This is a genomic window from Phyllobacterium sp. MT110 (genome assembly GCF_058792715.1).
In genome coordinates this window covers 444,069-468,378 of the sequence record NZ_JBXAFE010000003.1, presented here as the reverse complement: position 1 = coordinate 468,378, position 24,310 = coordinate 444,069, and the positions used below count along the sequence as shown (strand labels likewise).

The window sequence follows — 24,310 nt, the reverse complement described above, 5'->3', positions numbered from 1 at the left end:
CGATGCAGCGCCAGGTGCTGGAATTCATCATCGCCAAACGGGTGCGGGACCATAGGCTCCCGGCCGGCAGGAAAGCTGCGCTAACCATATATTCCATTTCCCCTTGAACAATTATGGAAAGCCCCTTGCAGCAACGCTGTTAATTTCCGATGTTTACTCAGATACCGGAATTCTCTCTCTTCGTATGTATAAGTAAATTACATATTGATTGTTCTTTTTGCCTTGGAGTTATCAAAGAAGTGAGAAGAAATATATGAATGCACATGAAAATCTGATCGAATCCATGGCAAAGGCTATCCACGCCCAGAAATATACTGGAAACCAGAGCTGGGACAGCATTCCGGATTTTGTCCGTCAGACATACCGGGAATATGCCAAGGCGGCCATTCCGATTGTGTATAATGTCTTGCGTGATCCAACCAACGAAATGATCGATGCCGCCAACCGAGCGCGCCCATCCGTCACGTCAAGAACGATTCAGGCGGCTGTCGACGCATCGCCCCTCAATCCGAACGGTAAAGTATAGCGTATTTTCCGCTAGAATCGGTACCGTGGGGGGCCCCTGCCCCGTCAACGACACCCATAATTTTGTCGTGTAGTGCCTTCGGGGGATCGCAGGCGCGATCCCTCTTGATGGTTGATCGCGGCATTTCATCCATACAAGGTGCCCTCCGCCCCCGGCGTGCGCGATTTGGCATCATGCGTGTAAATTATACACATCACGACAAACATATATAATAAACGTCAATTTAATTCCCCTCATATCAATATATATATTGAAAAAAGTGTTCAAAAATCTCACGACTTGAACAATTGTTTTGTATTGTACGGGATACGTAAACTTGTATTTAAATTTTGAATTAATCAAAATAAGTGAAAAACTTGTGATGACAATTTCTTTAGTTGCTATTTCTGTAAAACTTCTCGTAGTCTGAAATTCCTTGAACGTCTAAAGTTGATCTTGAACTTCCGTTGTAGAAGTTGCTTGAGGTATTTGGGTTTTTTAGGGGGAGTGAATGTATAAGAATCCGATGGAACGTTCTGAATACAGATCTCTTCCGAGCTCAAGCGGGGACATATCCAGCAACGTTGAAAAGATGGACGGGAATTGGCGCTGGTCGGGCTTCCCCGATGAACAGGGACGTTATGGCTTCAAACGCCAGGTGTGTCCATTACATCAGACATCCATCGTTTATGGTGAAACAAGCGGCCGATTGGAAGTTGCGTCCAATGGTATTGGTGCAACGTTAAGCTTTGTATTCGTGCTCAAGGGCGCGGTTGATCTCATCGATACCAAGAACCGCAAGATACAGAATATTCCGGCGGGAACCGCCACCGGCGTGTTCGACCGCCCGGGGGTCAAGGCGAAACTTTATCCGGCCAGCTCCTGGGTGAGTTATCTTGTTCCGGTACCGACATTGCGTGAACACTTCGAACGCCTGATGCGGCGCCCGTACTTTCAGGAGCTCGCATTTTCGCCCCTGCATGATTTCCGCACCGGCAGCGCTTCCGCGCTGTACCAGACGCTTTGCTACGTGAGCGAGGATATAGCGGCGGCCGCGGGTTCAGGCCGCGATGTCCTGGCGGGCGTGTATGAACGATTGCTGCTCGCCAAGCTGTTCATGACCAGGCCTGACAACGTCAGCGCCCTGAGCAGCCAGTCCTCCCGGAGAATTTCACCGCGCTATCTGCAGAACGCCGAAGCATTCATGCGTGAGAACATTCACAATTCGATCACGCTCGATGAAATTGCGGCGGCGGCAGGCTGCAGTTCCCGCGCCCTGCAGCGCATGTTCAAGGAATATCGCGATACCAGCCCCATGCACATTCTGTGCGCGTACCGATTGTCGGCGGCGCATGATGCAATCGTCAGCGGCAGTGCGCGCAATGTCACCGACCTGGCCATGCACCTGCAGTTTTCAAATCCGGGACGTTTCTCGTCGCTGTATCGGAATGCCTATGGAATGAGCCCGTCGGCAATGATGCGATTTCACGAAAAGAGCACGTAAGACATGCTGAAGAGGCAAGCTGGACCTTCACTGCCAAGCATCGTGATGCCGCTCTATCCCTTTCATCGGCATTTGGAGCCGAGACGATCCGCATCGGCGGGGTTGGTTCTCACCATGATGTCTGCAATTGCCCTTTCCGGCTGCGCACTTCCCGGTTCGGGTCCTTCAACCGCGCAGATCGTCGAGCAGCGGAAAACGGAAACGCGCACCAACTACGCCATGGTCGATGTGAACGACGCCGTGCTTTCCTATGCGGCGACGCGGCCGCGCGAAAGCCTCGTCAATCGCTTTGGCGCCGGGCCGCGCACAAGCGACCTGCGCATTGCCGTCGGCGATGTGGTTGGCGTCAACCTGTGGGAGGCGCCGCCCGGCAGCCTGTTCGGCAGCAACATCACAGCAGCAGGTTTTCAACAATCCTCCGGCGGATCGACAGTCATTCCGCCGCAAACCGTTTCGGGCGATCGCACGATTGCCGTGCCCTATGCCGGACGCATTGCCGTTGCCGGGCGGACTCCCTCCGAAGTGGAGCGCCAGATCGCTGCGGCCCTTGACGGCAAGGCCGTCCAGCCCCAGGCGCTTGTCACCATTCAGCGCAGCACAGCCAATTCCGTCACTGTCACCGGTGAAGTTGCCTCCGGCGCGCGGATTTCCCTTTCGGGTGCTGGCGAACGCATACTGGATGCCATCGCTTCGGCGGGCGGCATCCGGGCAGCAGCCAGCGAGAGCATCATCCGGTTGACGCGCAATGGCGTGACTGCCCGTATTCCGTTCGACGTGCTTATCGAAAATCCGGCGGAAAACATACGCCTGAAATCCGGTGATCTCATCACCGTCGTGCGCGAACCGCGCACCATTCTTGTGCTGGGTGCGGCTGGACGCAATGCCGAAATTCCGTTTGAAGCATCCCGGATTTCCATGGCCGACGCGCTGGCCAAGGCGGCCGGCCTGAACGACAACCGCGCTGATGCCAATGGCGTCTTCGTCCTGCGCTACGAACTCGCCTCCGTTGCCAGACGCTTTCTTCCCGCCGGCAACCCGCTTCTCAACTCCGGCGAATATATCCCCGTGGTGTACCGCTTCAACATGAAGAACACGAGCACGATGCTGGCAATGCAACGATTCGAAATGCAGCCGCGCGACGTCATTTACATTGCCAATGCATCCGGGGCCGAATGGCAGAAGGTCATGGCAATCTTCCAGGGTGTCGCATCCCCGGCTTTGTCCGCCACCTCGATCGGCATCAGCGCGGCGGCAGCAACGAAATGAAACTGGCAAGAGAGTAACGTCTGATCCGCCGATATGCGGGGACTTGAACAATGAGACCATTACCGTCCTATGCTTCCCCTGGGAGCAGCTGCCGTGAGAGTAAACAATGCCATCCCAATCGTTGCTTCACCTCCATGAGATTGCAAGCTTCAAGCGCCCGGATCTGGAGTTGGCCGTTCAAAACCTCGCACGCAGCGCCTATCTCGGCGACTACACAGCGGTTGCGCGCATTCTGGGCCGCTACAAATTCTATATCGACACCCGGGACCGCGGTTTTGGATCACACCTTCTCCTGGACGGGTACTGGGAAATCTGGCTGACACAGTTTTGCGCCCGGAACGTGCGCGATGGCATGGTCGCCGTCGATGTGGGGGCAAATTTCGGTTACTATTCGGTCCTGCTGGCGGAGCTTGTCGGTGCGTCAGGGCAGTTGCTTGCGATCGAACCCAACCCCCATGCCATGGATTTTCTCAGGCGCAGCATCGATCTCAACGGTTTTCTGCGTCGTAGCCGCCTCGAACAAATCGCACTCAACGATACCAACGATAAGCTTGTCTCCCTCTACATCCCTCACAATGAGCCCAAAAACGCGGCAGTGGTGGAGCCCGGCTTCGTCGCGGACGCTGTCTCGGGGTCTCTGGTCAATGTTCGCACGGCGACGCTCGATCAGCTGTGTCAGTCCTACGCGCGGGTGGACTTCATAAAAATCGATGCGGAAGGTGCCGAGGAACATATTTTTGATGCGATGCAAGAAACCATCGAACGCCATAAGCCCATGATTGTCATGGAGTTTAATGCGCTCCGGTATGCAGACAGCGTTGAATTCATTCGCCGGTTGACGGCGGTCTACGGCACATTGCGGCACCTGGATTTCCAGGGACAGACACATGCTGTGACACTCGAACAGCTCTCTGCAAACGGCACTGGCGATGACTGGCTGCTTGTCTTGTCGGCTCATGAACCGGCATGATTGTACGATTTTGGGCTGATTTGCATTTCTGCGCTGCCCTGAAAGGAAGCCGACTTGGCAAGAACCATACTGTATGATGGTCTCAATCTATCCATGCAAAAGGGCACAGGCGTGGCCACCTATACACGCGGTCTGATTCAAACCGCGCGCCAGCTCGACTACAAGACGGGCATTGTGCATTCGGTTCGCGGCAAGCTCCCCAAAGATCCGGCCCTGCGGGAAGTCATCCTTTTCGACGATAATTCAAACAGAAAACTGGCTCCGGTTGCGCAGGCGAAACGCTGGCTGCGCCGGCAGATTGGCGCCCCGTTGGGGGCGACGCCTACCCCCATTCCCCTGACCGGCACCGTCATCGTCAAATCGCTGCAGGGAAACCTGATGGATTCAGAGTTTCTCTATGCGCACAATGATATCTTTGCGTTGGCCCGTCAGCACTTCAAGACTTTCGGGAAAAGCCTGCCACTGTCATTCGACAAGGCTCCTGATCTTCTTCACTGCACATATCCGCTGCCGCTCAGAGCGCGCCAAGGCCTGAACATCTGCACCATTCATGACCTGGTTCCATTGCGTCTGCCCTATCTGACCGAGGACAACAAGCGATACCACTACAAGCTGCTGCGCCATCTGACCAAATCGGCCGATCACATTGTCACGGTCTCCGAAACCTCGAAGCAGGACATTATTCGCATCCTCGGGGTAGACGAGAAGCGCATCACCAATACGTATCAGGCTGTCCACGTCCCTCTGGATTTACGCGAAAAACCGGAGGGCGTTGCGGCCGATGAAATTGCCGGTATCTTCAATCTCGACTGGAAGAAATACTTTCTGTTCTTTGGCGCCTTTGAGCCGAAGAAAAACCTGTCCAGGCTGGTCGAAGCTTATCTCTCGGCCAAGGTGGATTTTCCCCTGATCATCGTCGGCGCGCCGGGCTGGAAAGGCGACCAGACACAACTCCTCATCGACGACGAGCGGTTTCGCTTCTACACACACGTCGAAAACCGGGTTGTCCCCGGCCGCCGTATCCATCGTTTCGACTTCGTTTCCTATTCTCTTCTCATCAGTCTTGTCCGCGGCGCCCGCGCCGTGCTCTTCCCATCTCTCTATGAGGGCTTTGGTCTCCCGGTCCTCGAATCCATGCAGCTTGGCACACCGGTCCTGACATCAACGGAGGGGTCCGTTCCAGAGATTGCCGGTGACGCTGCCCTGTTGATCGATCCTTATGACACGAATTCCCTGCGCAATGCGGTCAAGGCGCTTGCCCGCGATGACGACCTCTGCAACCATCTTGCCAATCTCGGACCCAAACAGGCTGAACTTTTCTCGCCTGCGCGTTATCATCAGGCTGTCAGTTCACTGTATGACAACGTCTTCAACGGCGGGAGGTAGACAGGCCAGATGACCCTTCAGATTGCTTTGGGGATACCGGGTCTGATGTCGACCTGGGGAATCCATGCCCTGAAAGTCATAGCGGACGAAGCATTCGACGATTACAATTATGCGTCCGTGGAAACATTGGACGACATGCGCAATGCCTGGACAAGCCGGAGCAGCCAGAATGTCATCCTGTCTTCGCTCTACCCCGATGCGGCGTTGTGCGCATTTCTTTGCCGCTCCAAGACTCCCTACATCATCTTCAGCGAGAGCGCCCTGGATTCCATTGCACATCTCATCAATCAGTTCGCGAAGGAAGATATATCACTGGTTCGCTCTCTGTCAGCCAGCATTGCCTGCGTTTCGCAAATGCGCCCGCACCCCTTTCTCGTCCATCTCGATCGTTCAAAAATCGGCAATGTGCGCATCCACCGCATCATCGCTCAACTGTGCCGGCAGCTCGATGTCTCGCTGACACCCGCCGGCATGATCCGGTGCCTGGAACAATTGGGCTTGGACAGCACCGGTTCAACCACAGAAACCCGGCACATTCCGACCCTTGAGGAGTCCGCCGCCAGGATCAGCCCGCACGATGTGTATCAGCCGGAAAAGGTGGAAGGGCTGTTGAAGATTGTACAGCACGCGGTTGAACCGTTTGATGGTAAAATACTTAAGGGACAGGTCGCTTCTCTCACCTGGCCACAGGAAAGTTTCCTGCTTGCCGACAAGGGAGGCGAGCCAGCGACAGGTGAAATCGACCTCGTGGGACAGGCCCGCTGCCTCGTCTATGGTCCCTACTTCCATCTTCCGGCCGGCGAATGGAACGTCCGGTTTTTCCTGGATATTGATCAGAATATCTACGGACAGATTTTTACGATCGAAATCTACAGCGAGGACGTGCTGGGTAAAATCCGCGTTCGCCCGTCCGGAACAGGGTCGTTCGCGGCGGAAACGACCTTCCGGGTTGAACGGCCTAAAATACCGATTGAAATTCGCCTCTTTACAGAAACAGGCTCCATCGAGGGCGCAATCGCGCGCTGGCACGTCGAATTAAGCCCGGTCCATGGCGAGACTGGCACTCCCGAAGAGTACCAGTCCGGTTCGGATCCGCAGCCCGAACAAGATGCGGTCGCAATGAAACTGGAATCCGTTAACCATCAGGACTGATGCGGTATTTCCTATTGCAATACAAAACGCGACAAAGACAGACATCTGGCGACTATATTTAGATAAATCAATGTAATTAAAGTATATATCGTAATTATAATCTATGGCAATCTTCACCTCGAAGTTGGTCTTTTGAAGGTGAAAGTTATGCAGAAACTTGGTGCTATCGGTCTATTCTTTGCAGCCGCAGTTTTATCGGGCAATGCTTATGCCGCCGATGCCGTCACTGATACAGCTCCCCCGGAAGCAGTGTTCACGGCACCGGCTTTTACCTGGACGGGTTTTTATGCCGGTGTGAACGCCGGCTATGCATTTTCTGGAAATGACCGCGTTGGATTTCGCGAAGGCGGCAACTTCCTCGGCAGCATCGGCACCCTGGAAGATAACGGCTTTCTTGGCGGCGCCCAGATCGGTTACAACTATCAGATCAACAATTTCGTTCTCGGCCTGGAAGCGGATTTCCAGGGCGGCGACATCAGCGACAGCATTTCCGGTCCGCTTGGCCGCGTGAACTTCGATGCCCACTCAAAGATCGACTGGTTCGGCACCGTTCGTCCGCGCCTCGGATATGCATTTGACCGCACGATGATTTACGGAACGGGCGGCTTGGCCTACGGCAATGTCAAATACTCGATTTCCGACAGCATCGGCAATGCCGCCAGCGAGAGCAAGACCCGGGCCGGCTGGGTCGCGGGCGCCGGTATCGAACATGCCTTCACTGACCACCTCACGGCCAAACTCGAATACCAGTACATCAATCTCGGCACGCATACGGTCGGGAACGATTTTATTTCGACAGACGCAACGTCTGATTTCCACAGCGTGCGCGTCGGCCTGAACTACAAGTTCTGATCCGCCCCACTCTGGGAATGCAAGCAACGAACACCGAGCTCTTAACAGAGAGGAATTTGTCATGGCTCTCGTGAATATTAATCTTCTTCAGAATAGCACTACGACCATCAATTCCAGCAACTTCACTTCGGGCGACACGATCAATTTGGGGCTGGTGTCCAACGCCACGCTCGTTGTCGACGGCGTCAATGCGAATATCACGTCGTTCGCTGGTGTTACCGGCGTTACCAGTACAACCTTTCAGGTGATCAATGGCGCCAATTTAACCGTGACGGCGCAGCTCGCGTCCATTGGCGCGGGTTCAACATTCAACTATCAGATTGGCGCCGGCAGCGCACTGACGATCAATGCCGCTGCGTTGGGCGTTGATGTTCTGCAAACGACGACGGTCGATTTTGCCAATGCTGCGGGGACTGGCCACTTCACTTACACTCCACCTACAGTGCCCCTATCACTCAGTTCCATACCAACAATCGTGAATGTGCAGGCGGGCGACACGGTAACCGTTACGGGAGCATCGAGCATCACGCAGAGTGGAAATGTGGTGTCGTTCCATTACGGCCCGTTAGGCGCATTTACGATTTCGTACACGATTCCAGCAGGGGCCACATATACCACCAACCCGCAAAACAACACGATTACGTTTGTAACACCATGCTTTGTTCGCGGCACAATGATTGCAACACCAGATGGTGAAGTGCCTGTTGAATTCCTGAAGATGGGAGATCTCGTACTCAGCCTCAATCACGGCGCAGTGCCGGTGACCTGGCTTGGATCCCGAACAATTGATCCGAAAACCGTTGATAGGCCGCGCGATGAACTGCCTGTCCGTATCCGGGCCGGTGCTATCGCCAAGAACATTCCGCAGCGGGATCTTCTGGTATCTCCCGACCACTGCATGTTTATTCAAGGCTCGCTCGTACCGGCAAAGCTTCTGATCAACGGCACGACGGTCACCCAGGCCATTACCCTTACCCCCGTAGACTATTATCACGTTGAACTTGAAGAGCATGACGTGATCTGGGCGGAAGGCGCACAGGCCGAGAGCTATCTCGACCTCGGCAACAAGAGCGCATTCTTCGAACCGGGTGTTCTCCAGTTCACATCCCCCAAGGCGAAACAGGCGAAGGCTTGCTATCCATTGGCTTACTGGGGCCCCGCCGTTGATCAAGCACGCGCATTGATCGCCGAACGTGAAATCGCTCTTGGCTACACCACGAATGAAGCAAAAGCGTCTTGATATAAAAACATAAATACAGATTGCAGCGACATATGTCGCTGCAATCTTTAATATTAACCGCATATCACAATAATATACTTGCATAAAATAATATACATCATTTATAAACTCTATTTTCCAGTATGGAATAAGCTTCAAGTATACTCGGAGAGCAGTGAATGCGCAGTGAATTATTTACTTCACCTTATTCGCTCGATGCAGATATAGACGATATGAGAGATTTGCTTGCCAGATTTGCAGGCAAGCGCATTTTCTTTGATGGCGTGTTCAAGGGTGACTACAGCCTGGCCATCGTCAACCGTTTCCTGGCACAAGCACTGATTGCATCAGGCGTTGAAATCGTCTGCTACACGCACGAATCCGATTGGCAAACCGATTCCCGCCTGAATGCCATGCCGGACGTCAAACGCCGGCTGCTTGCCCATTATCCAGCCGGCGAAACATTCGATATTCACCTGCGCAATACCTGGCCGCCGGCGACCCATGACATGCTTGGACGCTTCAACGCCTATGTCAATTTTGCCTGGGAAGAGCTGGAAGTACCGCAATATCTTGTCTCGCGTTTCAACCGCGATCTCGATCTCTTGATGGTAACGTCCAATTTCGTCAAACAAGCCTTCGTACAATCCGGATTGACCATTCCTGTCGAAGTTGTCGGCAACGGGACGGACCATATCCAGGCCCATGCGGGACTTGCCACGGAATCGCCGCTGCCGCCGCATGGCAAGGCACGGATTCTGCACGTGTCATCCTGCTTCCCGCGCAAGGGCGTTGATGCGCTTGTCGAGGCCTACGCCAGGACATTCAAACAGGATGAGCCCGTTGAGCTCGTCATCAAGACCTTTCCCAATCCGGACAATATCCTCAAATCCGTCATGGCCCGCTTCGAAGAGCACCTGAAACAGGCGCCACCCGTCATTCTGATCGAAGATTATTGCGATCCCGAGCAATTGCTTGCGCTGTACCGGACCGCATCGCTTGTCGTTGCACCAAGCAGGGGCGAAGGGTTCGGCCTGCCCCTGGCGGAGGCAATGCGCCTGGGAATCCCCGTCGTAACCACGGGCTACAGCGGCCAGATGGATTTCTGCACCGCTTCCACCGCATGGCTGGTCGACTATCACATGGCGCCGTCGCTGGCCCATGTATCGGGTTCATTGAGCTTGTGGGCCGAGCCTTCCACCCCGCATCTTGGCGCGCAAATGCGCGCAGCGCTCGACAATGAGGAGGAGGCGCGCATGCGCAGCAAAAATGCGCAACGTTTTCTGGACGCTCATACCGGATGGAATTCGGTGGCTGCCAGGGTTCTTGCGGCCATCGCCAAACCGGTAAAACTGATCGTCTCCCCCAAGCGGCCGTGGACTGTCGACCTCGTTTCGTCGTGGCAACAGCAGTGTGGCCTTGCGACCTATGCCGGGCACCTGTTTTCCACCCCGGCACTGGCCGGCCGTTTCTCGCATATCTATGCGCGCCGCATTCTCGATGACGCCTTGCCGGACAGCGCAGCCGCCAGGACCGCCGAAACCGCGGATATCACATCGCGGCCGTGGGGCTATGATCTCACCTCGCTCATGCGGTTCATCGCGGAAATCGAGGAGGCAAAGGGCGACGTCCTGTGGATGCAGCATCATCCCGGCCACTTCTCAACATCAGACATGGAACTGCTGTTGAAAACCCTGCTGCAGATCAACCACAAGCTGCGCGTGATAACCATGCACAGCGTGAAGGAAACGCTGCGCGGCGGCAATCTGGACTGGACGAAGAGTTTCGATATCGTGTTTGTCCATTCGGCAGAGGACGCGGGGCTCCTGGCCAAGGCGGGACATCCCAACGCCATTGTTGTTCCCCACGGGGTGCGCGAGGCGACGGGCGGGGGTGCGCAACCCGATCCATCCGCATTCACCATCGGTTCGTTCGGTTTTTTGATGCCACACAAGAACATCGACGTCCTGGTGCAGGGATTTGCAAAAGCGCGGCTTTTCGAACCGCGACTGCGCCTCAAACTGCTCAATTGCATGGTTCCGAACGATGAATCCCGGGCATCCCGGGTGCTGATCGAGAATCTCCTGACTCATTTTGACCTGCATGACGTTGCAACAGCCCGCTTTGATTTTATCGACGAGAATGAGCTGAGCGACGAGCTGGCCCAATGCAATCTGCTGGCCTTTCTCTATGGCGCCTCGACCGAGACGGCGACCGGCGCCGCGCGGATTGCCATGACGGCGGATCGCCCCCTCCTGTGCTCCCGTTCATCGGTATTGCGGGACATGTGGCCCATCAGCCATGTCGTGCGCTCGGTGGACGTGGATTGCGTTGCCGAAGCTCTGGTCAGTCTCGCCCAGAACCCGGACCTTCTGGGTTTGCGTGACGCCGACCGCCGGCAGGCGGCGGAATGGAACTCCTATCCGCGCGTGGCTGCGCGGCACGTTGTGATGATCGAACAGATGTTGGGACGCAAACATGACAATCGCCGAGCTGCATAAGATACCGCTGCAAGCCCTGCCCAAGGATGTCTTTTCCTTGCCGGCCGACGCTTTTGTCGACGCCTGGGCCACCGCCTTCAACCTGGCCGAAACGGATCTGAGCGCGGACGACCGGCATGATCTGGCGCAGGCCATTCGCAATGGAACCAACAGGATGAAAGTCATCGACGCCCTTCGGTCCGTTGCCCCCGAGACCACCGAGAAGATTGGCGACTTCTCGGCACAGGTCATACGCCGGCCCGCCGATCAGTTCGCGCTGATTGAAAATTTTGCCCGTTTTGCACCTGACAGCGACGTGGCATTTCTGCGGTACGGTTTTTCCAAGATTCTCGGGCGCGAGCCCACCGACAAGGAGCGGCTCGCATTCGAGTTCGACCTGCGGCGGGGCACGATGGCGCGCGAGGAGGTCGTCAAGACGATTGTTGGAATTGCCCGCCGCGAAGGCCGGGTGTCGCTTTGGGATACGCTGGCGGAACCGGGCCAGGCGCAAGGCGTGCAGGACGACAGCAGTGCCGCGCGGAGCATGCCGGCTGGCCTCTCCTATGATTTGAACGGTCAGGAGACGCTGATTTTCGTGCGCGAGGTGCCGGGGTCCGGCTGGATGATCGGGCCGGACCTGTTGCGCCAGCCGGTCAATGTTGTCGACAATGGATGGAAGGTCAGCCCTGGCTGGCTGCTCGTCGGGCCGAAGCGCAGCTTTCAGACGGGGTCGTGGCGTATCCAGGTCGATCTGGTGCAGGAAATGAATGCCAAGCTGGCCATACAGCTGGTTGCCAATTCCGGCCTCGATATTCTTCAGGAAGTGACGATAGCAGGCTCTTTCTCCGGCAATCTTTCAACCGAGATCCGTGCCGAACACCGCTTCGTTGAACTGCGTGTAAAGGTTGTCGATACACACAGCGAGACGTCGTGGGTGCGGCTGCGCGATCTATCGATGGTTCGCGAGGCACAGTCATGATCCGCCTGCCATTCTCCGGGCAAGCAGCCAAACGCCAGCCGAAACCGGCAGACAACGGTGCTGCGGTTGAGACACAGCTGTCCGCCGGGGCACAGGCGGATGCCGCCCGCAATCGCGGTGACTGGCAAAGCGCAGTCACCTTTTACCGGCGCGCCGTTGCCGATAGCCCGGCACGCACGGACTTGCTCGTGCAGCTTGGCCACGCCGAAAAGGAACTCGGGAACTACGATCGCGCAGAAACGGCCTACCGCAAATATCAGGGCCTGCATCCCCGCAATGTCGATATTCACGTTCAGCTCGGCCACCTCTTCAACCGCAAGGGCGACATGAAGGCTGCGTTCACCTGGTATGAAAAAGCCCTTCAGCTCGCACCCGATGACCGGGAAATCGCCCGCCACGTCAATATCGCGCGCAACGGTTCCAGCCGCCCCGGCCTCGACCAGAGCCGCCGTGATGCCATGCGGCTCGTGGAGGAAAACAAATGGTCACAGGCCCGCGCCGCCCTGCATGCACTGGTCGTCGACAATGGCCAGACCGACATGATTGCCGTCTTCGCCAATGTCACGAAGGAAGACGGAGATTTCGACGCGGCGCTGAAGCTCTATGGCCAGTACCGCGATTATGCCAATGCCTTCAACCCTGACAGCCTGGAAGATGTGGAGGTTCAGCTCGGGCATCTGCACAAGATTGCCGGCGACTATCGAACAGCGCTCACCCACTACATCAGGGCGCGGAACCATCACTTCAAACGTTCCGGCTACGTTGACGCAACCTCATCGCATGAGCGCGAAATTCAAGCCTGCATCAGCGAGATATACACCTGCTTCTCCGCGTGAATGATGGCAGGCGGTTCAGCCCAATACACCCTAGTTGCTGTGATCCCGGATTGCGGTGAGCAGCAGCCAGGCGAGCAGGTAGCCGATGGACGTGACCAGCAGAACAATCGTGATGTTCCGTATGGCCGTCGGCAGTTCCGCCTTGTCAGGACGATTGGCAGGCACGACAACCTCCAGGTAAAGCTGCTGCCGCCTGGCATCCGCCCTTGCTGTCTTCAGCGAATCGAGCGCGGACAGGAGTGCCTTGTTGGAAAATTCCCGCTGCAGGATCAGCCCTTCATAATCCGCAATTCTGGGGGCGATGGAGCTGTCCGTCCCCGCAACTTTTTGCTGCTCGAGTTTGAGCTGCTCTTCCAGGGCGCTGATACGGCTGGTGATGAAAGGGATCGAACTGGAATCCGGCGCCGTTTCCCGCGTCTCGGCAAGACTGGCGCGCGAAGCGGCGAGTTCGGCGCTCAGCCGGCTCATCAGTTCAACCAGCGATACGGAGTTCTGCCCCGGATCGATCATCAATTCCCTGTTGCGGAAAAGCGTGATTGCTTTCTGCGCATCGATCATGCGCTGCTCGGCATTGCCCACCTCGGCGGTGGCGAAGCGAATGGCATCGCCGCGCGCCCGCTCATTCATTTTCAGAAGGCGCTCGCTGCCGAGTTCAAGCAGCTTCTGGTTCATCTCATAGGCATCGTCCGGCCGGAACGCCGATGTCCTGAGAACGGTGATGCCGGTTGTGTCGTTGTGAATGACCTGCACCCGCTGCGAGAAATACCGGTAGAGCTCTTCGAACAGGCCGGTTTGCCACGGTGCCGGGAAGCGCGCAAAAACATCCGCCTCCGGACGATCGAAATAGGTGCGGATGGGCAGGTCGTCACTCATCCGCTGCAAGGCGTCCCGCGACCGGATGTATTCCTGCGCGGAGAATGTGTCGTCCTGGGATCGGGTAATGCCGCTGTTCTGCAGCAGGTTGCCGAAACTTGACGACGAGGGTGGTGCCGAAACACGCACGACAAAAGACGATTGTGAAACATAAATCGGCGCCGCGATAAATGCGTAGTAGACGCTGACCAACAGAACGGGAAGCACGATGACGACCAAGGGCAGCCGTATCTGCCAGAGCCTGGCAAATACACCCCATTTTCTTCCTCTTGAGGACGGAACAAAAGAATTATGCGCCAGACTATTTATGATTTTAATCCTTTGCAGCAGAGAAATTGAATATTGCACGCCCCATTTCATTCAAACTGAAACAAAAAGAGTATATGTCTAAAATATATGACTTGTGAAGTATTTAGATCGCTCTTGCACTGATGAAAAGAACGTATAAATTTTCATTTGACGTTCAGTGGATACAACTTGAAGAAGACATTCAATGAAAGCTGTCTTGCCTCAATACAACACGAGATCTCGCTTTTTTACTGGCCTGCACGCGCAGGGGCGTGTTTTGGGCGCATTGGTCATGCGGGAGATGATAACCCGCTATGGACGCGAAAATATCGGCTTCCTCTGGCTGATACTTGAACCGATGATTCTGACATGCGGCGTCATGTTGATGTGGACCCTGATGCGTCATGAAGCGCACGGGCTGACAGTCATTGCCTTCGTTCTGAGCGGCTATATGCCCCTGACCCTGTGGCGGCACGTGTCGTCCTACATGGTGAGCTGCATCCGTCAGAATCTGCCTTTGATGTACCACCGGCAGATCGGCTTGGCCGATGCGCTGATGTCCCGGGCTTTGCTGGAGATCGGCGGAACCACTTTCGCCCTGCTGGTTGTCTATCACGGCGCCTATCTGGCAGGATTTATCGAACCGTTTGCCGATCTTGGCCTCGTCCTGGCCGGCTGGCTGTTCATGGCATGGTTTGCCTTTTCCGTCGGGCTCGTTCTGGCAGCGCTGGCGGAAATATTTGAGGTTGTTGAAAAGCTGGTCGCGCCGCTTCAGTATCTGATGCTGCCTATCTCCGGCATGTTCTTCATGGTGTCCTGGCTGCCCCACGAAGCCCAGAAACTGGCGCTCTACGTGCCGACAGTGCATTGTTACGAGATGTTCCGGGCAGGCACCTTTGGCAATACGATCAAGCCCTTTTATGATGTCTCATACGTTTTTTCGGCTTGTCTGCTCACAAATGCCGTGGGCTTTTACCTCATTGAACGCGTCAAAGGGCACGTCAAGTTTGAATGAGAGCAAAGGCTGCCGTTTACCAACCCTCGGACCAGCAACAGCGGAGGATCCCATGCGCGATACAAATGAAGATTGGGAAAAACTGGCGCAAGACAATGCCTATTGGGCGGTTCTAACCGAGGACGAGTTCAAATCAAAGAAACTGACCAAAAAACATCTGCAGACGTTTTTCGCCACGGGCCGCGCCGATGTAGCGAACCTCCGGGCAAAGATCAAAAGTCTTATTCCCGGTTTTTCGACGCCAACGGAATCCGTCATCGATTTTGGCTGCGGCGTCGGCAGGCTGCTCATTCCGCTGGCAGAGCAGGCCAAGAACGCCATCGGCATCGACATATCGGAAACCATGCGCTCCATCACCCTGCAGAACGTTGCCCGCCACGGCCTTGATAACGTCCGATGTGTTGAAAGTGCTGAAACGCTCGTCAAGGAAGGCGTCAAAGTCGATTGGCTGAACAGCTACATCGTGTTGCAGCACATCGAGCCGCGTCGCGGCTATTTCATCATCAACGACCTGTTGCAATGTGTGAAAAGCGGGGGGATCGCCTCACTGCACATCCCGCTGTTCAAGACGGCAAACAAGGCCGAGTATTACAATGACCGGGTCATGTATTTTCGCAACGACTACTACAAGAACGAAACAGTCTTCGTTGACCGGGATAATTACAGCCATCCGGACATTCAGATGTATGACTATGATGCGAATACGGTTTTGGCTCTGTTCCACAAGAACCAGATGACGAATGTCCATCTTCTCCACGATCAGTCGGCAACGGGTATTCATGCCTATTACTTCATCGCCAGGCGCGATTGAACCAGCGCCCGCACCATCTACAACGAAGCGTAAATACTGAACGCAAACTTGACGTCGTCGAAGACCCGGCCCCTTCCGCTTTTCAGGACAAGCGCCGATTTGCACTGGTCGGCGATGATATCAAGGGTATGGCCAACGATAATCATCGCGCGATCCCTGCGCTTCACAAACAGCTCGTCAAATGACCGGCGCTGAAAGCGCTGGTCGCCGACGGCAATGACTTCATCGATCAGGTAGCAGTCGAAATCGATCGCAAGGGACAGGCCGAACGAGAGGCGCGCGCGCATCCCGGAGGAATAGGTTTTGATCGGCATCTGCAGATATTTGCCGAGATCGCTGAAGGTCTCGACACTGTCGCGTATCTCATCGAGCGGCCTGTCATAGATGCGTGACAGAAACCGCATGCAGTCATATCCGGTCATCGATCCACCAAAGCCACCGCTCAAGGCGATGGGCCATGAAAGCGACATGGAGCGCACGACCCGGCCGGCCGTTGGTTTTTCAATGCCCGCAATCAACCGGACCAGCGTGGATTTGCCCGCACCATTGTGGCCGAGTATCGCGATCTTCTCTCCGGGGCGCACTTCGAACGTGATATCGTCGAGCACGCGCCGGGTTCCGCCGTGGACCGGATATTCCTTGACCAGGTTATATACGCCGATGGTGCCGTCTTTCGGCAATCCGTCGGGTGACGGGATGTTCGCGGTGAATGCAGGCGGAGCACCACCGGGATAGGTGAACGTCAGTGTGTCCGAATTGCTCATGTCTCTGCGTGCTCGTAAATCTGGTTGAGCATGAAACGGACGATCCAGAATGCGGCAAAGCACATCACGAAGGTCAGCAGGATCGACCACAGGCGCCTTGGATACAAGGCATGGTCAGGGCGATTGGGATTGACGATCCGCTCGAGATAAAGCTGCTGCCGTTGCGCCTCGATCTTTGCATTCTCGAGCGACGTCGATGACGATTCCAGCATCCGCATGCCGAGTTCGCGCTGCAGGAGCAATTGCTCATACTGAGCAATCAATGGCGCCATGGAAGCATCCCCGCCAACGACCCGGGCTCGCTCCATGCTGATCTGCGTCTCCATGGCATCGATGCTGCTGCGAAGCGACTGTATCCGCGGGCTTTGCGGCGCCTGCTGGATGAGCGCCGTATACTGGGCCTTGTTCTTCGCCACCTCGTCCGACAACTTCGCAATCATGTCGAGCATGACCGCCGACTGCTTGCCGGGGTCGATCATTGCGACCTTGTTGCGGAATTCCGTCAGCGACTTCTGCACCTCCGCCATCCGGTTTTCGCTGTCGGCAACCTCGAGCTTGGCGTAGCGTATGGCGTCCTGGCGCGCCCGCTCATTGAGCTGGTTGATCAGCGCTTCTGCACCGTCGAGCAGCACTTCCGTCAGTTTTTGCGCGTCCTCAGGCCGTGCCGCGCGCACTTCAAGGGTGGTGATGCCGCCGCCCGAATCCGTGCCGACTTTCATGATTTTGAGATAGTGCTTGTAAAGCGCCTCTTCCGTCGCATCGCCCCAGATGCGGGGAAAGCGCGTCAGAAAATCGATGTCGGGCCGGGACAGTATCGCGCGCAGATCGGTTTTCGCTTCCAGTGTGGCAACGGCGGCGCGCGATTCAATATATTCCATCACCACATAGCTGTCGTCCTGGGCGCGAACGAAGCCTGTACTTTGCAAAAATCCGCTGAGCAGGCCCGCTGCATTTCTGTTTGGGCTGCGCACCACAAAGCGCGTTTCCGATACATATTGAGGCGAGGCAATGACCCCGTAATACACCGTGGCAAGCGTCGTCGGGAGAATGACCATCAGGATAAGCAGCACATGCCGGCGCAACAGCGCCATCAGGCGTATCGTCCAATGGTCTTTGCGCGCTTTCCCAGCTTCGGACTGGCTGAGATCAACCAGCGTCAGGTAGTCGATGAATTCGTCGTTGGGACTAAGCCGCGTCATGCCAAGACATGCCCGGTTGTCGCGGCATCGGGTTCAGAATGTTTGCCGGATAATGCCAAACTCATATTCATCTCCGCCAGCGGCCTGATGCCATCCACTACAACGCCAAGATACAATGAAACTAAATATTCTGCAATTACAACTGAATATAACTATTGATATAATCAAATATGATAAAATACAAATGTTCATCAACAACAATGAAAAGACAAATACACATCTTATTGTCGTAAATATACTTGTTCTGGCGGAATTAGTATAGCGCCGCAAAAATCCGAATGAAATAACTACCTGAAATTGCGTTTGTTTTGGGTTCTGCTGACATAACGTCAATGCGGAACCGATTGCGAGGGGCTTGACGACCTGTGGAGGAGAAATCCGGGCAATCTGGCACAATCGTTCCTTTTCCGATCCGCGGACGGGCAAACCGTTGCATCTCCTCGCAAAAGCCCCTTGTCCTGTTGCTTCAGGGCCCCGTGGGCCCATTCTTTCGCATCCTCTCCGGCACATTCGAAACACAGGGCTTTGATGTCCTCAAGATCAACTTCAACGGCGGAGACTGGCTGTTTTCGCACGGTCCAGGCACGCTCAACTTCTGCGGTTCCATGGATGCCTGGTCAGATTGGCTGGACGCGTTCATACGCAGCAGGCGGCCGGAGGCAATCATCCTGTTCGGCGACAGCCGGCCCTACCACCGCCAGGCGATCATGGTTGCGCTGCGTGCCGGCGTGCCCGTCTCCTGCTTTGAGGAAGGCTATATCCGCCCCAATTTCATTACCTGCGAATGGGATGGCAACAATGCGCTGTCGCCCCTTCGCAGGCCCCAGCCGGCGCGGCCTGCATCGTCGTCGCTCCCGATAGAACCGGTCAAGGGCAACCTTTTCCGCGCCATGACCCTGTTTGCCGTCCGCTACTACCTGGCAAAGACGGCTGGCGCCGTTTTCTTTCGCGGCAACGTCCATCATCGCAGCCGCGGCATTCTGTCGGAAGCTGTTCTCTGGACGCGGAATTTCTGCCGGAAAATACGCCACTATCCCGCGAACAACGCCATGATGCTCAATCTGATCGAGAATCTGGAGAACCAGTATTTCGTCATTGCATTGCAGGTGCACGACGACCAGCAGTTGCTGCGGCATGGCCGCGGCTGGACAATGGAAAAGCTCATCACCGAAAGCATCCGCTCATTCCGGCGGCATGCCGCCCCGGTGCACCATCTGGTGATCAAGGTGCATCCGATGGACCGCGGCCACAAGAGCTACCGGCCATTTGCCATGGAACTGGCGCGGATCGCCGGCTGCGCGGAGCGGGTCCATGTCGTCGATGATGGCTCCATCGGCTTGCTGATACGGCACTCCCTGGGGCTGATAACGGTCAACAGCACCTCGGGATTGCTGGCCCTGAACCACGGCAAACCCGTGCTTTCCCTCGGCGAAGCAATCTACAACAAGCGCGATCTGGTTTGGGGCCGCCGACATGGCGGCGAGCCGGGTGACACCGCTGGAATGGATGGCTTCTGGACATCGCCGGTTCCGCCGCGCCGCGACGCCGTCAAGGCATTCAATGCGCGCATGCACGAGGAAAGCCTCGTCAACGGCAGTTTCTACCTGCGCAACCTGACCGAAGCCACAAGCAAACGTGTCGTGCAACGCATCCAGCGGGACCTGAAGATGATTGCGGTCAATATTCCCGCGCTGTCGCCCGACGTTCCGAACGGAACGCCATGAGTTTCGCCCGATCACTCCCCCTTCAGGCAACAGGCCCGGCAAACGCCGGCGCGGCGGCTATTGGAGCGGCAGAGCAGGCGAATTGGCTGCCGCCGCAGGGCGCCGAGCTGCTGGCATTTCTGCCGACGAGGCTGCGGTTTCCCCTCATTGGACCAGCGCTCGGCGCCATCGCGATAAGGTCGGCGGAAATGGCCTGGAACCGCGCCGACGGTGTTGTCGGCTGGGGTGAAAAGCCGCTTGCCCGGCTGGGAAAGGGGTTGGCCGCCATGCGCGGCATTCCCTATTGGTCGCTGGAAGACGGCTTTCTCCGGTCGGTTGGGCTTGGCAAGGCCGGGGCGCCGCCGGTTTCGATGGTGGCTGACGATCTCGGCATCTATTTCAATGCCGCCAGGCCATCGCGCCTGGAAGAATTGCTGCAGTGGGGTGCCGACAAGCCGGACCTCGCCCGCGCCCGCACGCTGCGCGCCATGATCGTTGAACACCGGCTGACGAAGTACAATCATTTCCCGGACCGGCCGGTCGCCCTGCCCGCAACCCATGGCCGGCGGATCCTGCTCATCGATCAGGTGGTCGGCGATCATTCGGTGAGGGGAGCGGGTGCCGGTGAACACGCGTTTCGGCATATGGCCAATGAAGCCTGCGCCGTGCCCGGGGCAACGGTCCTGGTCAAAAGCCATCCGGATAGTGTTGCCGGTTATGCCAGGGGGTATCTCAGCCATCTCGCGGGAAGGCCCAACATCCGCTTTATCGACGAGAACGTATCGCCGCATGCCTTGCTCGATGTCGTCGATGAAGTCTGGACGGTATCCAGCCAGTTCGGTTTCGACGCGCTGTTGCGGTCAATCCCCGTCACGACGTTTGGCGTTCCGTTTTATGCTGGCTGGGGTCTGACGCGGGACTGGGCCGACGGCCCGGTTGCCAATGCCGCTTTGAACCGCCGCACACACCGGGTGAGTCTCGATGCTTTTGTCGCGGCAACATTGCTTCAGTACGCCCTCTATGTTGACCCCGTGACAAAGCGGCAAACGACAGCCGAAAAGGCCATCGACCGGCTTGTCGCCTGGCGGCACCACGCGCTGGAACGGCGCGGCAACTATCTCTGCGTGGGCTTCTCGCGCCATAAGCGGCCGACAATCCGGCGTCTGCTGCAGGGGCCCTGGTCCAGCGTCAGTTTCTGCGGTGAGGTGCCGACGAAAAAACAGCTGGCACAGGCCGACTGTCTCGTGCGCTGGGGTCAGAATGCCGACGCACCCCATCGGGGGAATGCCCTCTCCGCACCGTTGCCGGTTCTGTACATCGAAGATGGTTTCATCCGGTCTGCGGGGCTGGGCGCCAACCTGACACCCGCCTCCTCGCTTTGTATCGACCGGGAGGCGCTCTACTACGACGCCACCCGCGAAAGCGATCTGGAGAGGCTGCTGCGCACGGCATCGTTCGATCCATTGCTGCTCGCCCGGGCGGCCCGCCTGCGCCAGCGGATCATTCAGTGCGGGATCAGCAAATACAATCTCGACGCCACCCCGTCGCCCGACTACCGCACGCTCGCCGCCGGCCGCCGCATCGTCACCGTTGCCGGACAGGTGCCGGACGATGCCTCCCTGCGACTTGGCCTCACCGGCGGCATCTCGAACCTCCAATTGCTGCAGATGGTGCGCACGCGCCGCCCGGATGCCTTCGTGGTGTACAAGGAACATCCCGATCTGCTGGCGGGAAAGCGGCAGGGCCTTTGCGATGCCGCTGCACTTGGCAAGCTGGCCGACCTTGTCGTCGGCAATGTCGCGCTCGACACCCTGCTTGATGCGAGTGACGAGGTGCATGTCGCCACGTCGCAACTGGGCTTCGAGGCCCTGATCCGGCAACGGCCGGTGTGGTGCTACGGATTGCCGTTTTATGCGGGTTGGGGCCTGACCCATGACGCCGTCCCGCCGCTTCGCCCGCGCCGCACGCTACCGCTCGATGCGCTTATGGCAGGCGTTCTCATTCTCTATCCCCGCTATCTCTCCGGGAACACCGGTCTGCCCTGCGAGGTGGAAGACGTTATCGATGAAATTCACGCAACGCGACACAACAAGACCGGCCTGCTGCGCCGGTCATTACGCCGGATTGGGTGGGCACGATGAATGCAATAGCCATGGACATCTCCCGCCTGATCGGGCGCGCGCATTATTCGACGCCGACGGGGATTGATCGCTTTGAACTGCAATACGCCCATTGGGCCAGGGAACGCAGTTCGCTTTTTGTCGAAATGGGGCGGAACAAGCCGATTGCGATCAATGAGGGCCGTGCAGCGGGATTGATAACCGACCTGAGTGCGCGCTGGTCCGGCACGGCGCTGAGCCCGAGGCAGTCTGCCGAGCTGGAAGAGATCTATGCGGCCATCGATGGCCGGATATCCTGGTGTAATATCAGGCCCGCTCCGGCCGGATCAAAGCCGGCAAAGGTGAAACAATGGGGTCTGGTCGCCGGAAAGGCCCTGCGGACCCTGTTTCCGGCCGGGCCGATGGCGCGGAACACCCCTTTCGTCCATGTCTCCCATACGAACCTCGACAGGCCTGCCGCCTTTTCATGGCTTGACGGAAAGCGCCGCAGCGGCGTTTTCTACGTCCACGACCTCATCCCTGTCACCCATCCCGAATTTGTCCGCAGGAAGGAGCCCCAGCGCCACCTGCAGCGGATGGAGACGGTGCTGCGGCATGCCGGTCTTATCCTGTGCAATTCCCAGACAACGGCGCGTTCGCTGCGGTCATTTGCCGACGAACGCGGACGCGTGGCACCGCCCATGGCGATTCTGCCTCCGGGCATCGAGAACAGCTTTCGCCAGGTCCGCCGCACGGGCAGGCCCCGCACCCAAAACCCCTATTTCGTCATTGTCGGAACCATTGAACCACGCAAGAACCACATCCTGCTCCTGCAATTGTGGCGCTGGTTCGTCGAGCGCGATGGCGACAGCGCGCCGCGCCTGGTGATCGCGGGCAAGCGCGGCTGGGAAAACGCGCAGGTCTTTGCCACGTTGGACCGGTGCCCCCAGCTGCGCAACATGGTGCTCGAAGTGCCGGATCTGGGCGATGCCGCTTTGGCCGATCTGATGTCCGGTGCCGCCGCCCTGCTCGCCCCCTCCTTCGTCGAGGGATATGGCATGCCGGTTGCCGAAGCCATGGCGACGGGAACGCCTGTCATCGCGTCGGACATTCCGTCCCATAAGGAAATTGTCGGCGACCAGGCAACGCTGCTCGATCCCTGCGACGGCCTTGGCTGGCGGGCGGCAATCGAAGCGCATGCCGGCGAATACAGAAGTAAATCACGACATACATCGCAAGATTGGAGCGGTCATTTCCAAGTATTGGATGAATTGCTAGCAAGTGCTGTTCAGACTGCACGCTAGCAGGCCGAATTTCTATCTCCGTAGCAGGTCAATTCGAATGAATGTGAAGGCGTCATGACGAGTTACAATGACATTATGAGTTGCTACAAATTCATCCTTGGACGCGAAGCAAATGCTGAAGAGATAAAACTAATTTCCGAGAATTTGCTCGATGTCTCGGATATATCGCTTGAAGAGCACCGGCGGCGCTTCCTCTCATCCCCGGAGTTTCACCACAGGCATGCGGATGTTGTTTTCGAGAATTTCGTGCGCGAAAGTGTGGAGGTACTCTACGAAACAAAAAATAACTTCAAGATATATTTAGACCTTCGCCAGTATTACATGAGCTTCGGCATTTTCAGCGGCCAGCACAAGAAATTCGACGTCGAGATCATCAAGGCGATTACGCCCGATGATGGCATATTCGTCGATGTGGGCGCCAACGTCGGATATTATTCATTGTCGCTGGCCACCAAACCCGGCTTCCGCGGCAAGATCGTCGCGTTTGAACCGCTGCCCTATCTGTGGGATCTGTTCAACAAATCGATTGCCGAAAACAGGCTCGCAAAAACCATAAAGCTGCACAAACTCGCGCTGGCCGATGCGTCGGGCACCATGCAGCTGAACAGCGCCGAATACACGATCAATGCCGGAGCGACGAGTCTCGTCCCCGGCTCCGGTGGCGCGCTTTGCGAGCGCAGCACCAAGGTTGAAACGCTCGATGCCCTGGCAAAGAAGCTGAAACCCGACTCCATCAAGCTCGATATCGAGGGAGCCGAAGGGTTGTTTCTCATCGGCGCGGCGGCCACAATTCGCGCGTCAAAGCCAACGATCGTCGTCGAGATCAATCGCGAGCTCCTTGCCAATCTGTCAAAGACAACACCCGGCAAGATTTTCGAACACCTGGCCGATTGGGGTTACGACATGTGGGAGGTCCTCCCCGGGGCACTCAGGCCGTTGACGACCGCTCATGCCACAAGCATGGCCTTTCCGGCTGGCCATGTGGCGAACATCCTGGCCGTCCACCGCGACCGCAAACAGGACGTCGCGCAACGGCTGAAAGCGCTCGATCTGACACTTTGACGGGCCGCAGAATACAATTCTTTCCCCGGTTCCGCATCTTGGG

At 56.8% G+C, this 24,310-nt stretch carries 20 protein-coding genes; 17 read left to right on the top strand and 3 right to left on the bottom strand.

What is annotated here, in order from left to right; genetic code table 11:
• Positions 1 to 253: 253 nt before the first annotated feature.
• The 11 genes from AC1Q5O_RS17305 (at position 254) to AC1Q5O_RS17255 (ending at position 13,149) form a co-directional block, all read left to right on the top strand.
• Positions 254 to 526 carry a hypothetical protein gene (locus tag AC1Q5O_RS17305; RefSeq protein ID WP_492564586.1) on the top strand — a complete coding sequence of 91 codons (273 nt, stop codon included), beginning with the start codon at positions 254 to 256 and terminating at the stop codon, positions 524 to 526.
• Positions 527 to 1,097: 571 nt separating this feature from the next.
• Positions 1,098 to 2,009 carry a helix-turn-helix transcriptional regulator gene (locus AC1Q5O_RS17300; protein ID WP_472459968.1) on the top strand — a complete coding sequence of 304 codons (912 nt, stop codon included), beginning with the start codon at positions 1,098 to 1,100 and terminating at the stop codon, positions 2,007 to 2,009.
• A gap of 114 nt (positions 2,010 to 2,123) precedes the next feature.
• On the top strand, positions 2,124 to 3,275 hold the full coding sequence (locus AC1Q5O_RS17295; protein ID WP_464664497.1) for a polysaccharide biosynthesis/export family protein: 1,152 nt from the start codon (positions 2,124 to 2,126) through the stop codon (positions 3,273 to 3,275).
• Positions 3,276 to 3,381: 106 nt separating this feature from the next.
• Positions 3,382 to 4,245, top strand: coding sequence for an FkbM family methyltransferase (locus tag AC1Q5O_RS17290; protein WP_492564583.1), 864 nt, complete (start codon positions 3,382 to 3,384; stop codon positions 4,243 to 4,245).
• A gap of 54 nt (positions 4,246 to 4,299) precedes the next feature.
• Entirely contained in the window at positions 4,300 to 5,631 is a 1,332-nt protein-coding gene (locus tag AC1Q5O_RS17285) for a glycosyltransferase family 4 protein (RefSeq protein ID WP_492564581.1), read from the top strand.
• 9 nt (positions 5,632 to 5,640) lie between these two features.
• Positions 5,641 to 6,783 carry a hypothetical protein gene (locus AC1Q5O_RS17280; RefSeq protein WP_492564579.1) on the top strand — a complete coding sequence of 381 codons (1,143 nt, stop codon included), beginning with the start codon at positions 5,641 to 5,643 and terminating at the stop codon, positions 6,781 to 6,783.
• A 147-nt stretch (positions 6,784 to 6,930) separates the two neighbouring features.
• Positions 6,931 to 7,635, top strand: a complete 705-nt coding sequence (locus AC1Q5O_RS17275; protein ID WP_464664493.1) for an outer membrane protein — start codon at positions 6,931 to 6,933, stop codon at positions 7,633 to 7,635.
• Between the two features lie 61 nt (positions 7,636 to 7,696).
• Positions 7,697 to 8,875 (top strand): Hint domain-containing protein, encoded by a 1,179-nt coding sequence (locus AC1Q5O_RS17270; protein ID WP_492564576.1) that lies wholly within the window; start codon positions 7,697 to 7,699, stop codon positions 8,873 to 8,875.
• A gap of 158 nt (positions 8,876 to 9,033) precedes the next feature.
• On the top strand, positions 9,034 to 11,355 hold the full coding sequence (locus tag AC1Q5O_RS17265; RefSeq protein ID WP_492564574.1) for a glycosyltransferase family 4 protein: 2,322 nt from the start codon (positions 9,034 to 9,036) through the stop codon (positions 11,353 to 11,355).
• Positions 11,333 to 12,313, top strand: coding sequence for a hypothetical protein (locus tag AC1Q5O_RS17260; protein ID WP_492564572.1), 981 nt, complete (start codon positions 11,333 to 11,335; stop codon positions 12,311 to 12,313). The genes AC1Q5O_RS17265 and AC1Q5O_RS17260 overlap by 23 nt, the downstream gene beginning before the upstream one ends.
• Positions 12,310 to 13,149, top strand: coding sequence for a tetratricopeptide repeat protein (locus tag AC1Q5O_RS17255; protein WP_492564570.1), 840 nt, complete (start codon positions 12,310 to 12,312; stop codon positions 13,147 to 13,149). The genes AC1Q5O_RS17260 and AC1Q5O_RS17255 overlap by 4 nt, the downstream gene beginning before the upstream one ends.
• A gap of 30 nt (positions 13,150 to 13,179) precedes the next feature.
• On the opposite strand, the gene AC1Q5O_RS17250 is transcribed toward AC1Q5O_RS17255, so the two are convergent.
• Positions 13,180 to 14,241: a KpsE/RkpR family capsule polysaccharide export protein gene (locus tag AC1Q5O_RS17250; RefSeq protein WP_492564568.1), complete on the bottom strand. Its 1,062-nt coding sequence runs from the start codon at positions 14,239 to 14,241 to the stop codon at positions 13,180 to 13,182.
• 274 nt (positions 14,242 to 14,515) lie between these two features.
• Between AC1Q5O_RS17250 and AC1Q5O_RS17245 the strand changes: the two genes are divergently transcribed.
• Together AC1Q5O_RS17245 and AC1Q5O_RS17240 are read left to right on the top strand one after the other, a co-directional pair.
• Positions 14,516 to 15,325, top strand: coding sequence for an ABC transporter permease (locus AC1Q5O_RS17245; RefSeq protein ID WP_492564565.1), 810 nt, complete (start codon positions 14,516 to 14,518; stop codon positions 15,323 to 15,325).
• A gap of 52 nt (positions 15,326 to 15,377) precedes the next feature.
• The gene (locus AC1Q5O_RS17240) at positions 15,378 to 16,136 is read left to right on the top strand and encodes a class I SAM-dependent methyltransferase (RefSeq protein ID WP_492564563.1); all 759 of its coding nucleotides are present in this window, start codon (positions 15,378 to 15,380) and stop codon (positions 16,134 to 16,136) included.
• 17 nt (positions 16,137 to 16,153) lie between these two features.
• Here the strand turns inward: AC1Q5O_RS17240 and AC1Q5O_RS17235 are convergent, their stop codons facing one another.
• On the bottom strand, positions 16,154 to 16,900 hold the full coding sequence (locus AC1Q5O_RS17235; protein ID WP_492564561.1) for an ABC transporter ATP-binding protein: 747 nt from the start codon (positions 16,898 to 16,900) through the stop codon (positions 16,154 to 16,156).
• Complete coding sequence (locus AC1Q5O_RS17230) at positions 16,897 to 18,099, bottom strand: KpsE/RkpR family capsule polysaccharide export protein (protein ID WP_492564559.1); 1,203 nt, start codon at positions 18,097 to 18,099, stop codon at positions 16,897 to 16,899. Before AC1Q5O_RS17230 ends, AC1Q5O_RS17235 begins: the two co-directional genes overlap by 4 nt.
• A gap of 476 nt (positions 18,100 to 18,575) precedes the next feature.
• On the opposite strand from AC1Q5O_RS17230, the gene AC1Q5O_RS17225 reads away from it, so the two are divergent.
• The 4 genes from AC1Q5O_RS17225 to AC1Q5O_RS17210 are packed head-to-tail and all read left to right on the top strand — an operon-like array spanning position 18,576 to position 24,267.
• A complete protein-coding gene (locus AC1Q5O_RS17225; protein WP_492564557.1) occupies positions 18,576 to 19,823 on the top strand; it encodes a capsular polysaccharide export protein, LipB/KpsS family in 1,248 nt (415 codons plus the stop codon).
• On the top strand, positions 19,820 to 21,943 hold the full coding sequence (locus AC1Q5O_RS17220; protein ID WP_492564555.1) for a capsule polysaccharide biogenesis protein: 2,124 nt from the start codon (positions 19,820 to 19,822) through the stop codon (positions 21,941 to 21,943). Before AC1Q5O_RS17225 ends, AC1Q5O_RS17220 begins: the two co-directional genes overlap by 4 nt.
• A gap of 11 nt (positions 21,944 to 21,954) precedes the next feature.
• Positions 21,955 to 23,205 carry a glycosyltransferase family 4 protein gene (locus AC1Q5O_RS17215; RefSeq protein WP_492564553.1) on the top strand — a complete coding sequence of 417 codons (1,251 nt, stop codon included), beginning with the start codon at positions 21,955 to 21,957 and terminating at the stop codon, positions 23,203 to 23,205.
• A gap of 54 nt (positions 23,206 to 23,259) precedes the next feature.
• Positions 23,260 to 24,267 (top strand): FkbM family methyltransferase, encoded by a 1,008-nt coding sequence (locus AC1Q5O_RS17210; protein WP_492564551.1) that lies wholly within the window; start codon positions 23,260 to 23,262, stop codon positions 24,265 to 24,267.
• Positions 24,268 to 24,310: the final 43 nt, after the last annotated feature.